Here is a 13,962-nt window from a genome sequence, read left to right on the forward strand (position 1 = left end):
CTTTTTATTTAGTTTTCTTTTCTTTTAAACCTTCTAACACATTGACAATATTTGAGCGTGCCTGCTCCAAGACTCCCACAAGGTTGCCCATCGGAGCACTAAGCAGGCCTACAAACTCGGAGATAAGCTCCTGTCTTGACGGAAGCTTTGCTATCTGCTCTATTCTGGATACATCTACTACTTCTCCTTCGAATATACCGCCCTTTATCTTGATTTCCGGGAAATCTTCGCCGTAATCAACAAAAACCTTCGCTGCCGCGGAAGACTCTCCGTCACAGATAGCAATCGCTGTGGGACCCGAAAAAAGATCTTTCATTTTTTCTATGTCCGTTCCTAGTGAAGCTTTCTCCAGAAGGGTGTTCTTTACAACCCTGAACTCCGTATTGGTCTGCCTGAGTTTTTTCCTCAGGACATCCATCTCCTTCACCTTAAGTCCTTGGTATTCAACAACAAACACCGAGGAAACGGAATGGAATCTGGATGCCAAGTCGTCAATTACTTTCTGCTTTTCGGCTTTACTGAGCATAGTCTCTCTCTTCTCGTATCTAGTTTCGCGTTACGCTTACGCCGCAATTCCCATACTTTTAAGTTCATTCCTAATATCCGGCACACTAACTCCGATACCGGGACCCATGGTCGCCGACACCGAAACTCTCTTCAGAAAAATACCCTTAGAAGCAACAGGTTTCTCTTTGATCAGAAAACCCATAAAGGCGAGGAAGTTTTCTTTCAGGTTCTCTTTTCCGAAAGAGACTTTTCCAACAGGAGCGTGTATAACCCCGCTTTTGTCATTTCTGATTTCAACACGACCGGCCTTTGATTCCTTGACCATGTTAGCGACGTCCGAAGTTACAGTACCTACCTTAGGACTCGGCATCAGTCCTCTTGGCCCCAGCACTTTTCCCAGTCTTCCAACCTTTGACATCACGTCAGGAGTGGCTATAGCCACGTCAAAATCAAGCCAGTTCTCCTTAGAAATTTTTTCCACGATATCGTCAAGACCCACATAATCGGCCCCGGCATCTTTTGCCTCGACTGCCTTATCATCCGTTGCAAACACGAGGACCGTCATTTTTTTCCCAAGACCGTGAGGCAACACGAGTGCGGAACGAATCTGCTGGTTCGCATGTCTGGGGTCTATGCCAAGATTTACGGCTATATCCACCGTTTCGTCAAATTTCGCATAGTGGGCCTGAGCCACAAGCTCCATGGCCTCATCAACCGTATACTCTTTGCGGGAATCTACTTTGGTGCTTACGTCAATATATTTTTTTCCTCTGGTGGTCATGAAGTCTCTCCAAACTCTATCCTTCTATATCAATTCCCATGCTTCTCGCGGTACCACGCACAACCATCAAAGCCGCATCAATTTCATCAGTATTGAGATCCTCGAGCTTTCTTTGCGCTATCTCCCTTGCCTGTTCCTCCGTAATCTTGCCGGCTTTGGTCCTCGGAGTGGATCCTGAACCTTTTTCAAGGCCCGCAGCTTTTTTCAGCAGGTAAGAAGTAGGGGGAGTTTTTATCTGAAGATCAAAAGACCTGTCCGCGTAAACGGTCACCGTAACTGGAAGAAGCCCTTCGGAAGAAGACGTCTGGGCATTAAAGGCTTTGCAGAATTCCATTATGTTCACGCCTCTTTGTCCGAGCGCGGGACCTACCGGAGGCGAAGGGGATGCCTTTCCCGCCTCAATCAGCAACTTTATGTAACCGCTTATTTTCTTCATCTAGATTTTCTCCACCTGATTAAAATCGAGCTCTATGGGTGTGGTCCTGCCAAAAATGCTGACCAGTACCTGCACCCTGGCTTTTTCGGGTTTTACATCTTCTATAATTCCGGAAAAATTAGCAAAAGGACCTTCTATAACTCTTATGGGTTCTCCTTTTTCAAAAGCGACGCTCGGCTTGGGCTTGAGCGTGCCCTCTTTTGCCCTTGTTTTTATCTCGTTAACTTTTTCTTCGTCAACTTCGGGGATGGAATCAATATTTATCTTTCCATCAACCGGGCGACCTCCCACGAAACTTATCACTTTCGGTATCTCCCGTACGAAATCCAGGGTTTCCTTGTTAAGTTCCATTTTAAGCATTATATATCCGGGAAAGAATTTCCTAATAGATGTTCTCTTCCTCCCGCCTTTCTGTGTTTCAACTACTGTCTCAGTAGGAATAAAAACCTCGTCAATGGCAAGGTTTTCATTGTTCATGCTCTCCATCCCGTTTTCTATCTGGGTTTTAACCCGTTCCTCAAAACCGGTATTTACATGCACTATATACCACTTGCTCGGCATTCGAAAACTGCTCCCGATTCGCTCTTTAACTCAGTATAAGACCAAACAGAAAAGAGAACACGTAATCGGCCAGCATAAAAAAGAGTGCAAAAAACGCGGTAATAATAACAACCACTAAGGTTGATTTAACCGTATCTTTACGCTCGGGCCAGGTTATTCTTTTCAGTTCTGTAGCAACACCGCTGAGATACCTGGTCGTATCAACTTTGATCCTGTCAAATTTTTCCATGACTTGGTTTTCCTGCAGGGCAGGAGGGTCTCGAACCCCCAACCTGCGGTTTTGGAGACCGCTGCTCTACCAATTGAGCTACTGCCCTGTAGAGTCTATTACTCATCACTCAATGATTTCTGTTACTACGCCTGCCCCAACTGTTCTTCCACCCTCTCTTATCGCAAAACGCAACTGCTCCTCCATCGCCACCGGTGCTATCAACTCCACTTCCATGCCCACATTGTCCCCAGGCATCACCATCTCCACCCCCTCTGGCAATATCACTGCCCCCGTCACGTCCGTTGTCCTTAAATAAAACTGCGGCCTGTACCCAGGGAAAAACGGCGTGTGCCTTCCTCCCTCCTCTTTCTTTAACACATACACCTCCGCCTTGAACTTCCTGTGAGGCTTTATGCTCCCCGGAGCACTCAACACCTGCCCCCTCTCCACTTCTTCCTTCCCCGTCCCCCTGAGCAGCACTCCCACGTTGTCCCCTGCCTGCGCATCGTCAAGTATCTTGCGGAACATCTCCAAACTCGTAGCCACTGTCTTCGTCGTCTCTTTAAACCCTACTATCTCTATCTCGTTCCCCGCTACTATCCTCCCCCTCTCCACTCTCCCAGTTACCACCGTGCCCCTTCCAGATATCGTGAACACATCCTCTATCGCCATCAAAAACGGCTTGTCCATGTCCCTCTCGGGCTCCGGTACATAACTGTCTATCTGGTTCATTAACTCCACTACCTGCTCTGCCGCACCCTCATCCCCCTCTATCGCCTTAAGAGCGCTTACCTTAACCACCGGTATGTCATCCCCAGGAAACCCGTACTCGCTCAGAAGCTCCCTTATCTCTAACTCCACAAGCTCAAGCAGCTCCTCGTCATCAAGCATGTCCACCTTGTTAAGCGCCACCACTATGTACGGCACTCCCACCTGCCTTGCAAGCAGTATGTGCTCCCTTGTCTGTGGCATCGGCCCGTCAGGTGCACTCACCACCAACACAGCGCCGTCCATCTGCGCAGCCCCCGTTATCATGTTCTTCACGTAGTCAGCGTGCCCGGGACAGTCAACGTGCGCGTAGTGCCTGATGTCTGTTTCATACTCAACGTGCGCTATGTTTATCGTTATCCCCCTCTCCCTCTCTTCCGGCGCCTTGTCTATGTTGTCAAACTCCACGTACTCCGCCTGCCCTCGCTTTGACAGTATGCTCGTTATCGCCGCCGTTAAAGTAGTCTTGCCATGATCCACATGGCCTATCGTACCTATGTTTAAATGCGGCTTCCCCCTCTCAAACTTCGCCTTAGACATCTCTCGTTGACCTCCGACTTTTTCTAATATTTTTCAAACCGCTAAGCATCAAGCCCACGAGCGGACTTGAACCGCCGACCTCGTCCTTACCAAGGACGTGCTCTACCGACTGAGCTACGTGGGCGTCCCTAAAAACGAGCGGGAGACGGGGCTCGAACCCGCGACCCTCAGCTTGGAAGGCTGATGCTCTAGCCAACTGAGCTACTCCCGCACGAAATTTCTGGGGAGGGCAGGATTCGAACCTACGTAGGCTTTCGCCGGCAGATTTACAGTCTGCTGCTTTTGTCCACTCAGCCACCTCCCCGGTATATTCATCGAACAGAGAGCTGGCGAAGGGATTCGAACCCCCGACCGGCTGATTACAAATCAGCTGCTCTACCCCTGAGCTACGCCAGCTTTTTATTTTTATGAATTCTGGATTCACTTGCCTGACCAACTTGGAATTGGGTAAAACAACCCCTTTTACAGTAAACAATGTATAATATTGCTATAAACGGAAATGTCAATAATCAACAAGTGAAAAGATAATTAAAAAGTAACGGGAATCCCCGGGCTGAAAAACCCGACCGGAAATCATACCAGGTAAGCGGAAATTTCCGCCTCCGCCACTTTTTTCCCGTCCACGGAAGCTTTTGCGGAAAAGAATATTATTCTAGATCTTCTTCTAACGAGTTCCACCTCGAGAACCACCTTGTCACCCGGAACCACCGGCGCTCTGAACCGGCAACGATCAAGGCTCATAAGATAGGCGTTTTCGAAACCTTCTTTTTTCAGTTCATCCCTAAAAGAATAGTTGAAGAGCACTCCTCCGGCCTGGGCCAGCGCTTCGGTAACTATCACTCCTGGAACTATAGGGTTGCCGGGGAAGTGTCCTCTGAAGAAGAATTCTTCGGGAGAAAAGAGCTTCTCGGCGGCAATCTTTCTGCCCTTTTCAATTTCCAGCACAGAGTCAACGAACAGAAAAGGCTCTCTGTGAGGAATAAGCTCCTTTATTTCATCTACACCCAACTTCATTATCTGGAAGCGTCGTAAACCGATATGACTTTGTTGGTTATATCTGTAGCTGAGCTGCCGTAGAGAATGCCCGCCTCGGTTTTTTCGACGATAAGGCCGAATTTTTCCTGCTGGCCTATTTTGTTAACTATGGCTTCTATATCCTTAAGGACATTCTGGGTCAACTCGAGATCCTTCCTCTGAAGTTCAATCCTTATGTCCTCTCTTGTCCTATCCAGATCCTTCTGCTTTTTCTCTATGGTCTCGGCAAGGTTTCTTCTTTTACTTTCGCTCATCACCGCTCCGTTTTGTATGACGTCCTGTCTCATGTCTTCAAGAGCTTTCCTTTTCTGCTCTATTACGGCCCTCTTGGCTTCAACCTCTTTCTGGAAAGAAGTATTGGCGGCCTTTCCGGCCTTTGAATCCCTGATAACCTGCTTGATGTCTATGTAAGCTATTTTCTGCTGAGCATAAGCAGAAAACGTGAATAACATGAAAAACCCAGCGGCAAGCAACAAACATTTTCTCATTTAACCTAATGCCTCCTTAAGAAATAAATTGCCTGATCAGAACAAATTTCCAATGGTAAACTGTACTTCATACTTTTCTTCATCTCGAAGCCTTTCGCCTATCGGGAACCCGATATCAAGCTTCATTGGTCCCAGGGGAGATATCCACCTGATACCAAAACCGGCATCCTTTCTAAGATTCGAAGGATTAAGGCTGAACTCATCTTGGTCAAAAGCATTACCTATATCAAAGAAAGCTACGGCCTTAAGCCCGACAGTTTTGCTTAACGGAACAACAAAGTCAAGTGATGCCAGAACCTGCTGAACGCCACCAATTATTACATAGCCCCCCGTGTCCGTAGGCCTCCTGGGACCCACCCTTCTGTAACGGAAGCCTCTGAGTGTGTTCGGACCGCCTAGAAAGAACCTCTCCTCCACGACGAGATCATCGCCGGCATCTATGAGATGCAGGAGCCCATAATTCGCCTTTGCGGCGAAATATGTACCTTTCCAGAACGGAATCCAAGATTTGGCCGTGGCATTGTACTTTATAAAATCGGTGTTGCCCGCAAAAAGTCCGGCATACTCAACCGCCGTACTCAGAAGAAAACCCTTCGTGGGATCGAGATAATTGTTTCTTGTATCCCAAGATAGCCCTACCCCGGTCGAAACTATAGTTCTCTCCGTTTCGGACAGGACGAACAGTGCATCTCCCCGGACATTGTGCACGTCCTGTTGCGAGAATTCCTGGAAGACCCGGACTTGGAAATTTCTCTTTATCCTTCTTCCCACCCCCAGAGAAATACCCTTGGCCGCCCTCTCAAAATCCCTGTAATCCCTGTCATGAGCATACAAGCTGATATCCAGGAGCCAGTTGGTACCAAAGAAATACGGATCCCGGTAGTTAAGACTCAATGCCTTGGTTACGCCTCCGACCTGGGCATCCAGAGAAAGTGTCTTGCCGTATCCGAAAAGGTTGGATTCCTGTATCTGTCCGGAGAAAAGAAAATTCTCAACGGAACTCACCCCGCCGCCGAAGCTGAAAAATCCGGTAGGACGTTCTTCAACCTTCACGTCGACATCCATAAGATCATCCGTTCCCTCAACCCTGTGAGTCAGCACCTCAACGTTATCCTCAAAGTAACCTAGACGAGCGGTCTCGTAGCGGGCGGCCCTCAGCTTGGAAACGCTGTAGAGGCTTTGTTCTTGAAGTGAAAGTTCCCTTCTTATAACATTGTCTCTAGTCCTGGTGTTGTCCAGAATATTTATGTTTCTTATGTACACTTCCTCGCCTTTCTCAATCGAGTAATCGATGCTGACAAGGTTGTTGCCCTTATCAAGCCGCACATCAGGGGTTGCGTTAGCAAAAGCATATCCCTTGTCCCCGTAGAAATCGGTTATTTTCCCGATGTCGGACTGAAGAACGAAACTGCTGAAAACAGAGTCTGGCAAGAGTTCGAGCTTCGGGCGGATCTCATCCTGATCTCCGGCCAGTTCCCCGGAGAAAGTTATCGTGGACACCTTGTACTGAAGCCCTTCTTCTATTGAGAAACTCACCACATAGCCGTCTTTTTCCTCATCGTAGCGAATTCCAGGTTCAGAAACCCTTACGTCAAGATATCCGTTATCAATGTAAGTAGCTTTTATCCTGTCGGAATCCCTCTCTATCTCTTCAATTTTGAAAAGCCCCCTCTTCGTTATAAAAGAGAGAATATATTTGGGCTTTGAATACATGTTTTTTCTGATCTTCTTAGTCTCGATTTCGCTGTTTCCGGCAAGCTCGACTTCTTTTATGTACTTTCTTTCTCCCTCGTCAATCCGGTAAACGACATCAACGACTCCATCTCCCCTCGGTTCGATCTCATATTCGACCTCAGTTCCAACCAAACCCTTCTCGGAAGCAAGGGCAAGTATTATCTCCCTGCCTTCCGTTATCTTCCTCAGGCTTACGATGCGTCCTTCTCTAAATGCCACAGCTTCCTTTATGTCATCTTCCTTTAGCTTGTCGTTTCCGGAAAGCTTAAGGTCCGCGAGTACCGGGTTCTCCTCAACGACAAACTCAACCCTGAGACCATCTTCAACTGGCTTAACGTCAACAAGGACCTGCTGGAAGAAATCAAGCTTGAATATTCTCTTCAGATCCTCTTTTACGATCTGCGGGGAATATTCATCGCCCTGCTTGGTCTCTATATTGAGATCTATAAGGGAGGTTTCGGTTCTGCGGTTGCCTGAAATTACCACCTCGGCAACTGTGCCCTTGAAGGACTGATACTTTTCAAGTTCTTCTTCGGCAGGGAGGTTCTGCGCCATGGAACCCGCAGTTGGAAACGTCGCCATGAAAAGAAAGACAGCCAAGAAAAATACAAGACTTTTAGTTCGCATCGGCAACCATCCCGTCCGATATTTTAACAGTTTTTTTCATTCTCTTCGCAAATTCGTCGTTATGCGTAACCATTACAACCGTAACCCCGTAATCCTCGTTAAGCCTGCAGAACAGATCAAGAACCGAGAATCCCGTTTTTTTGTCAAGATTCCCCGTGGGCTCGTCGGCAAGTATCACCTTCGGCCCTCTGACAATCGATCTGGCGATCGCCACTCTCTGCTGCTCTCCCCCGGAAAGCTCTCCCGGAAGATGGTTGAGACGCTCGGAAAGTCCCACCTTCTCAAGCACATCGCAAGCCTTTTGTCTCGCCACAGCAAGGCTCTGTCTTGCTATAAGACACGGCATCATGACGTTTTCAAGCGCCGTGAATTCCATAAGAAGGTAATGAAATTGAAAAATAAATCCAATTTCCGAGTTTCTGAAAACCGAGAGCTCTTCTTCATCTTGGCTGAAAAGATCCTTCCCCCTGTAGAAAACCGAACCTTCTGTCGGGGGCTCAAGAGTGCCAAGTATGTGAAGAAGGGTGCTTTTCCCCGAACCCGACACTCCCACGACTCCGAGGGTTTCTCCGGCAGAAATATCTATATTCACTCCGCCGAGAGCGCACACGCTGCTGCCCAATTTATTGAAAACCTTTCCAAGCCCCCTGACCTTGTACAGCATTTCACTCATATCTCAATGACTCCACGGGGTTTTCTCTCGAAGCCCTGTAAGACGGGTACAGAGTCGCAAGAAAACATATAAGCAGGCTTGATGCCGCTACAACGAGAAAATAAACCGGCTCTATCCTAACAGGGAATTCGGAAATAGGGTAGACGTTGTCATCAAACGGAATCGCTTCCTTTATAAAATTGCTGGTCTCAAGGAAGCGGCAGATCAGGTATCCAAAGAGCGTGCCGAGAAGTGTTCCGACGGTTCCTATTATCATTCCGTCGTAGACAAATATCCTTCTGATGCCGCTTTTGCGAGCTCCCATGGATATGAGCACGGCTATGTCCCTTTTTTTCTCCATAACGAGCATCGTAAGCGTGCTGACTATATTCAAGGCGGCAACAAGAACTATAAACCCAAGGAATATTCCTATCGCCATTCTCTCAAGCCGAAGCGCCCTGAAAAGGCTTCTGTTCGAGTCCTCCCAGTTCTTCGCGTAGAAAGGAAAGCCGAGAGTTTCAGCTATCTTATTCCCCGTTTCGCGCGCCTGGTATATGTCATCCACCCTGACTTCTATGCCTGTTATCTTGCTTCGGGTTTCAAAGAAATTCATGGCATCCCCAAGCGACACGTAGGCGGTAGACGAATCGTATTCAATCATGCCGTAATCAAAAACTCCTATTACACCGAATTTTCTTATCTTGGCAGTCGGGCCGAAAGGACCGATCTTTCCGTAAGGAGAGACAAGATTGACGGTATCCCCGGTTGTCGCGCCAATCAGGTTGGAAAGCTCCCTGCCTATGATGATCGGAGGGTGCCCGGAAGCAGTCTTATGTAAAAGCCCCGAAACAATCCGGGCGCCTTCTTCAAAGAGGAGCTCACGGTCCTTGCCCGTCTCCGGCAAGCTGCCCTTCCCCACCGCTTCAGCCACGGCAGCGACCGAGGCTGAATTGTTCGGGTCTATCCCCCTTATCACGGAACCTGAGACAGCGTATTCAGTGACAAGCATGCCGTGATTGTAAATAAAGGGGCTTGTCGAGGTTACACCGGGAAAGTCCTCAAGCTTCTTCTCCACCTCCGCAAAATCCTCGAATTCTCCTTCGTAGCTCATTACGACTACGTGGGAACTCGCGCCTATTATCTTGTCCCTGAGTTCATCCTCAAACCCCTTCATGACCGAAAGCACCACGTCAAGCGAGGCTACTCCCAGAAAAACACCCAGAATGGAGATAAGACCGATCAGAGAGAGGAAACCACGCCCAGTTCCCGATTTCAGGTACCTAAGGGAGATTAACGATTCGTAACTCATGCTAAGGTCTGAGGTGAGGGAAGAAAATAACTTCTCTTATGGAAGAGGAATTGGTAAGCAGCATCACAAGACGGTCGATCCCTATACCGGCTCCGGCCGTCGGGGGCATTCCGTACTCAAGGGCCGACACGTAATCATTATCCATTTCGTGATATTCATCCTCGCCCTTTTTCTTCATCTCGACCTGGTCCGTGAACCGTTTTTTCTGATCAATCGGGTCGTTAAGTTCAGAAAAAGCGTTGGCTATCTCCCTTCCGTAGATGTAAAGCTCGAATCTGTCAACCACTTCAGGATCATCATCGTTTTTTCTGGCAAGCGGCGAGACATCAAGCGGGAAACCGTAAACAAAAGTCGGATTAAGGAGAGTATCCTCGAAAAGCGCCTCGAAAATCTCCGTGAGAGCCTTCCCCTTAATCCCGTTATGGTTTATTCCCATGGAATCCGCTTTTGCAAAAAGAAACTGGTCATCTTCAGTTATTTCGGAACCGAATTTCTCCCGCAGGGCCTCATAAATGTTAATTCTTTTCCAAGGTCTCTTGCAGTCTATCTTCTTATCTTCGTACTCAACCAGCATGTCTCCTACCGTATTTTCCACCACGTAGCAGACAAGCTCCTCTATGAGATTCATAAGGTCCTCGTAAGTCGCGTAAGCCTGATAGAACTCAATCATGGTGAATTCCGGGTTGTGCTTGGTGGACACTCCCTCATTTCTGAACGTTCTTCCAAGTTCATAAACTCTCTCAAGTCCCCCAACGACAAGTCGTTTCAGGTAAAGCTCAGGCGCTATTCTCAGATAAAGGTCCATATCAAGGGCGTTATGATGAGTAATAAAGGGTTTTGCGGTTGCGCCTCCGGCAATCGGGTGAAGCACCGGGGTCTCCACTTCAAGGAAATCTTTTTCGTCAAGAAATCTTCTTATCAGGTTTATCACCTTTGACCTTGTCTTGAAAATCTCCTTGGTTCTCTGGTTAGCAATCAGATCCAGGTAGCGCTGGCGGTATCTTATCTCCACATCCTGAAGACCGTGCCATTTTTCAGGAAGCGGCCTCAGGGCCTTTGTGAGGAAAAAAAGCTCCCGGACCCTCACCGTAAGCTCTCCGGTCCTGGTTTTAAAAAGCTCTCCGCGGACACCGGCAAAATCTCCCACGTCAAGTAGCTTGCGAAACAGCGTAAAGGTTTTCTCGTCAATGGAGTTTTTCTGTATAAATCCCTGAATCCGCCCCGTGCGGTCCGACAGATGAAAAAAAGCACTTTTTCCGAAGTCCCTCTTTGAAACGATTCTTCCGGCCAAGCTGAAGAGCCCTTCCATCTGTTCAAGTTCTTCAGGAGACTTCGAAGCATGCAGGGAGAGCAGTTCTCCGGCGGTATGCTCCGGCGTAAAACTGTTTGCATAAGGGTCAATGCCCATTGCCCTTAGCTCTTCTAGTTTTGATTTTCTTAGTTCAAACTGCTTGTCTTCCATTGCGTTGGAATCTCTTTTCCGTTGGCTATCGCAAGAATAAAACCTAGCCGCGACTGAAAACGACCTTTCCCGAAACTATAGTATTGCTCACCACTCCTTTGAGTTCCCACCCGGAAAACGGAGTGTTTCTACTCTTTGAGAAAAACTCCTCAGGGTTTACCGTGCAGCTCATACCGGGATCGAACACCACAAGATCGGCGATTGAGCCAAGAACAAGCGTCCCTCTTTCTATGCCTACTATTTCTGAAGGAGCAACAGTAAGCTTTTTTATCATCTCCTCAAGAGTAATGATTCCTTTTTCCACCAGTTCAAGCGAAAGTGAGAGAGCAGTCTCAAGACCAACTATGCCGAAAGGTGCTAAGTCAAATTCAACGTTTTTCTCATCCTGACTGTGAGGGGCATGATCCGTGGCTATCACATCAATTGTTCCATCGGCAATGCCTTCCAGTATAGCATCCACGTCTTCCTGGGTCCTAAGCGGCGGATTCATCTTGGCATCGGTGTTGTAACCATATACCAACTTGTCCGTAAGAGTGAAATGGTGAGGAGTCGCCTCCGCCGTAACCTTCGCGCCTCTTTTTTTCGCTTCCCGCACAAGCCTTACCGAACCCCTGGTAGAAACATGGCAGATGTGAAGAGGAGTGCCAGTGAGTTCGCAGAGAATTATGTCCCTGACTACCCCAACCTCCTCAGAAGCGGCGGGAATTCCCCGAAGGCCAAGTTCGGTTGAAACGAAACCCTCGTTCATAACGCCACCCGCGGAAAGCCCGGTGTCTTCGGCATGCGTGATAACCGGAATCCCAAAGGGCTTTACATACTCCATGGCTTTTCGCATAAGTCCCGAGTCCGTGACCGGCATCCCGTCATCGGAAATGCCCACGCACCCGGCTTCGCACATCTCGCCTATGTCGGCAAGTTCCTTTCCTTTCTCCCCCTTGGTTATCGCTCCTATGGGAAACACATTGACTATGCCTTCAGTTCTGGCTTTCAAGAGTATGTACTCTGTCACCGAGGCATTGTCGTTTATGGGATTTGTGTTGGGCATACACACTATGGAGGTAAAGCCACCCGCGGCGGCGGCAAGACAACCCGTCTTTATCGTCTCCTTGTGTTCGTAGCCCGGTTCTCTTAGATGTACGTGAATATCCACGAACCCGGGGGCCACGATCTGCCCGCTGGCGTCTATTACTGTGTCTGACTTGCGCGGGGTGTCTATACGCTCTGATATTTCCCTCACCCTGTCTCCCTGGACATATATGTCCGAGACCATGTCGAGAGACTGTGAAGGGTCAATAACGCGACCGTTCTTAATGAGCACTCCCATCTATAAGCTCTCTCCCAAGGCAACAAGATATATCATGGCCATTCTCACGGCAATTCCGTTTGCCACCTGCTCAAGTATAACGGCCCCCGGGTCATCAGCTATCTCCGAAGTAAGCTCAACCCCCCGATTAATCGGACCCGGATGCATCACTATCACGTCTCGTTTCGCAAGCCTGAGTTTCTCTCTGGTAAGTCCGTAAAGCCCCGAGTATTCCCTCAACGAAGGGAAGTATTCAAGGGTCTTCCGCTCGCTCTGAACCCTCAGCATTATCACCACATCCACATTCTCAAGAGCATGTTCAAGCGAATAAAAGATCTCCGCCCCCATATCTCTGAAATATTCGGGAACTATAGTTGCCGGCCCGACTATCCTCACTCTCGCTCCGAGTTTGCGGAGACCGAATATATTGGATCTGGCCACCCTGCTGTTGAGAATATCCCCAACGATAAGCACATCAAGGTCTTCGATTCTTCCTTTTTTCTCCCTTATGGTGAAAATATCAATAAGAGCCTGACTTGGATGCTCGTGGGAGCCGTCTCCGGCGTTTATTACCGAGGCGTTTATCTCGCGGGCCAGGACAAAGGGCGCACCGGACATTCCATGCCTTATAACCATTATGCTCGCGCCCATGGCCTCGAAATTTCTGGCAGTGTCCAAAAGGCTCTCCCCTTTTACAACGCTGCTTTGCGAAGCGGAAAAATTGAGAACATCAGCACTGAGTCTTTTCTCAGCGATTTCAAATGACGATCGGGTCCTAGTACTGGGTTCGAAAAAGAGATTCACTACGGTTCTTCCCTTAAGAGTCGGAACCTTCTTTACGTCCCTGGTGGAAATCTCCTTCATCGACTCCGCGGTGTCGAGAATAATCTTAATTTCCTCGGCCGAGAGTTCTCCAAGACCCAGTATGTGCTTTTTCTCAAACGCCATTTTTTCTGATTATCTCGATTTCCTCCCTGCCGTCCACTTCTTCCAGGTAAACGTTGACCATCTCGTCGTCCAGCGTTTCGATGCTGATTCCCGCATAGTCGGGCTGCACGGGGAGTTCCCTTCCTCCCCTGTCCACGAGCACCGCCAGCTTGACCGAGGCCGGCCTTCCATAATCCATGATTGAATTTATTGCGGCCCGCACAGTACGGCCAGTGTAGAGGACATCGTCAACAAGTATTATGTTTTTCCCCTGTACGTCGTTGGGGATACTGGTTTTGCGCAGTCGCGGCCAGTTTTTTCTATTCTCGAAATCATCCCTGTAGAGAGTAATATCAATCGTTCCAAAGGTAATATCCTTTCCAGTCCGCTCGCTTATACGCTCAACGAGCCTCTTGCCCAGATATTCCCCTCTTGTCTTTATCCCTATGACAATAAGGCTGCTTAGTCTCTCGGGCGGTATGTCGTCTATGATCCCGGAGAAAAAACTTTCGGCCCTGTCCTCAATCGGTTGTATTTTTTTCTTAGTCTCCATAATCCGCAAAGAGGATACACCTTAGAGCAGTTATTGAAAGTAATCGCCCTTTGTCAGGCAAATCGGCA

The 13,962-nt window shown here is 48.4% G+C and carries 15 protein-coding genes and 5 tRNA genes; all 20 read right to left on the reverse strand.

Annotation, left to right across the window (positions count from 1 at the left end; genetic code table 11):
- Positions 1-4: 4 nt before the first annotated feature.
- The 20 genes from F4Z13_02730 to pyrR all read right to left on the reverse strand — a co-directional run bounded on the left by F4Z13_02730 (position 5) and on the right by pyrR (position 13,894).
- On the reverse strand, positions 5-526 hold the full coding sequence (locus F4Z13_02730) for a 50S ribosomal protein L10 (GenBank protein MXZ48161.1): 522 nt from the start codon (positions 524-526) through the stop codon (positions 5-7).
- 36 nt (positions 527-562) lie between these two features.
- Positions 563-1,288: a 50S ribosomal protein L1 gene (locus F4Z13_02735; protein ID MXZ48162.1), complete on the reverse strand. Its 726-nt coding sequence runs from the start codon at positions 1,286-1,288 to the stop codon at positions 563-565.
- A 16-nt stretch (positions 1,289-1,304) separates the two neighbouring features.
- Positions 1,305-1,724, reverse strand: coding sequence for a 50S ribosomal protein L11 (rplK, locus tag F4Z13_02740; protein ID MXZ48163.1), 420 nt, complete (start codon positions 1,722-1,724; stop codon positions 1,305-1,307).
- Entirely contained in the window at positions 1,725-2,285 is a 561-nt protein-coding gene (nusG, locus tag F4Z13_02745) for a transcription termination/antitermination factor NusG (GenBank protein ID MXZ48164.1), read from the reverse strand.
- A 25-nt stretch (positions 2,286-2,310) separates the two neighbouring features.
- The gene (gene secE, locus F4Z13_02750; GenBank protein MXZ48165.1) at positions 2,311-2,514 is read right to left on the reverse strand and encodes a preprotein translocase subunit SecE; all 204 of its coding nucleotides are present in this window, start codon (positions 2,512-2,514) and stop codon (positions 2,311-2,313) included.
- Between the two features lie 15 nt (positions 2,515-2,529).
- Positions 2,530-2,602: transfer RNA gene (locus F4Z13_02755), tRNA-Trp, on the reverse strand.
- A 17-nt stretch (positions 2,603-2,619) separates the two neighbouring features.
- A complete protein-coding gene (gene tuf, locus F4Z13_02760; GenBank protein MXZ48166.1) occupies positions 2,620-3,804 on the reverse strand; it encodes an elongation factor Tu in 1,185 nt (394 codons plus the stop codon).
- Positions 3,805-3,855: 51 nt separating this feature from the next.
- Positions 3,856-3,928 (reverse strand) — tRNA-Thr (locus F4Z13_02765).
- A gap of 13 nt (positions 3,929-3,941) precedes the next feature.
- Positions 3,942-4,015, reverse strand: a tRNA-Gly gene (locus F4Z13_02770).
- Positions 4,016-4,025: 10 nt separating this feature from the next.
- Positions 4,026-4,108, reverse strand: a tRNA-Tyr gene (locus tag F4Z13_02775).
- A 20-nt stretch (positions 4,109-4,128) separates the two neighbouring features.
- Positions 4,129-4,200, reverse strand: a tRNA-Thr gene (locus tag F4Z13_02780).
- Positions 4,201-4,377: 177 nt separating this feature from the next.
- Positions 4,378-4,818 carry a 3-hydroxyacyl-ACP dehydratase FabZ gene (gene fabZ, locus F4Z13_02785; protein MXZ48167.1) on the reverse strand — a complete coding sequence of 147 codons (441 nt, stop codon included), beginning with the start codon at positions 4,816-4,818 and terminating at the stop codon, positions 4,378-4,380.
- Positions 4,818-5,327: an OmpH family outer membrane protein gene (locus F4Z13_02790; GenBank protein MXZ48168.1), complete on the reverse strand. Its 510-nt coding sequence runs from the start codon at positions 5,325-5,327 to the stop codon at positions 4,818-4,820. The genes fabZ and F4Z13_02790 overlap by 1 nt, the downstream gene beginning before the upstream one ends.
- A 36-nt stretch (positions 5,328-5,363) precedes the next feature.
- Positions 5,364-7,688 carry an outer membrane protein assembly factor BamA gene (gene bamA / locus F4Z13_02795; GenBank protein MXZ48169.1) on the reverse strand — a complete coding sequence of 775 codons (2,325 nt, stop codon included), beginning with the start codon at positions 7,686-7,688 and terminating at the stop codon, positions 5,364-5,366.
- Complete coding sequence (locus F4Z13_02800) at positions 7,678-8,361, reverse strand: ABC transporter ATP-binding protein (GenBank protein MXZ48170.1); 684 nt, start codon at positions 8,359-8,361, stop codon at positions 7,678-7,680. The genes bamA and F4Z13_02800 overlap by 11 nt, the downstream gene beginning before the upstream one ends.
- Entirely contained in the window at positions 8,354-9,649 is a 1,296-nt protein-coding gene (locus tag F4Z13_02805; protein ID MXZ48171.1) for an FtsX-like permease family protein, read from the reverse strand. Before F4Z13_02805 ends, F4Z13_02800 begins: the two co-directional genes overlap by 8 nt.
- Before the next feature lies 1 nt (position 9,650).
- A complete protein-coding gene (lysS, locus tag F4Z13_02810) occupies positions 9,651-11,111 on the reverse strand; it encodes a lysine--tRNA ligase (protein ID MXZ48172.1) in 1,461 nt (486 codons plus the stop codon).
- Positions 11,112-11,154: 43 nt separating this feature from the next.
- Complete coding sequence (locus F4Z13_02815; protein ID MXZ48173.1) at positions 11,155-12,435, reverse strand: dihydroorotase; 1,281 nt, start codon at positions 12,433-12,435, stop codon at positions 11,155-11,157.
- A complete protein-coding gene (locus tag F4Z13_02820; GenBank protein MXZ48174.1) occupies positions 12,436-13,362 on the reverse strand; it encodes an aspartate carbamoyltransferase catalytic subunit in 927 nt (308 codons plus the stop codon).
- Positions 13,352-13,894 carry a bifunctional pyr operon transcriptional regulator/uracil phosphoribosyltransferase PyrR gene (pyrR, locus tag F4Z13_02825; protein ID MXZ48175.1) on the reverse strand — a complete coding sequence of 181 codons (543 nt, stop codon included), beginning with the start codon at positions 13,892-13,894 and terminating at the stop codon, positions 13,352-13,354. The genes F4Z13_02820 and pyrR overlap by 11 nt, the downstream gene beginning before the upstream one ends.
- Positions 13,895-13,962: the final 68 nt, after the last annotated feature.

Source organism: Candidatus Dadabacteria bacterium, from assembly GCA_009837205.1.
Lineage (GTDB): Bacteria > Desulfobacterota_D > UBA1144 > Nemesobacterales > Nemesobacteraceae > Nemesobacter.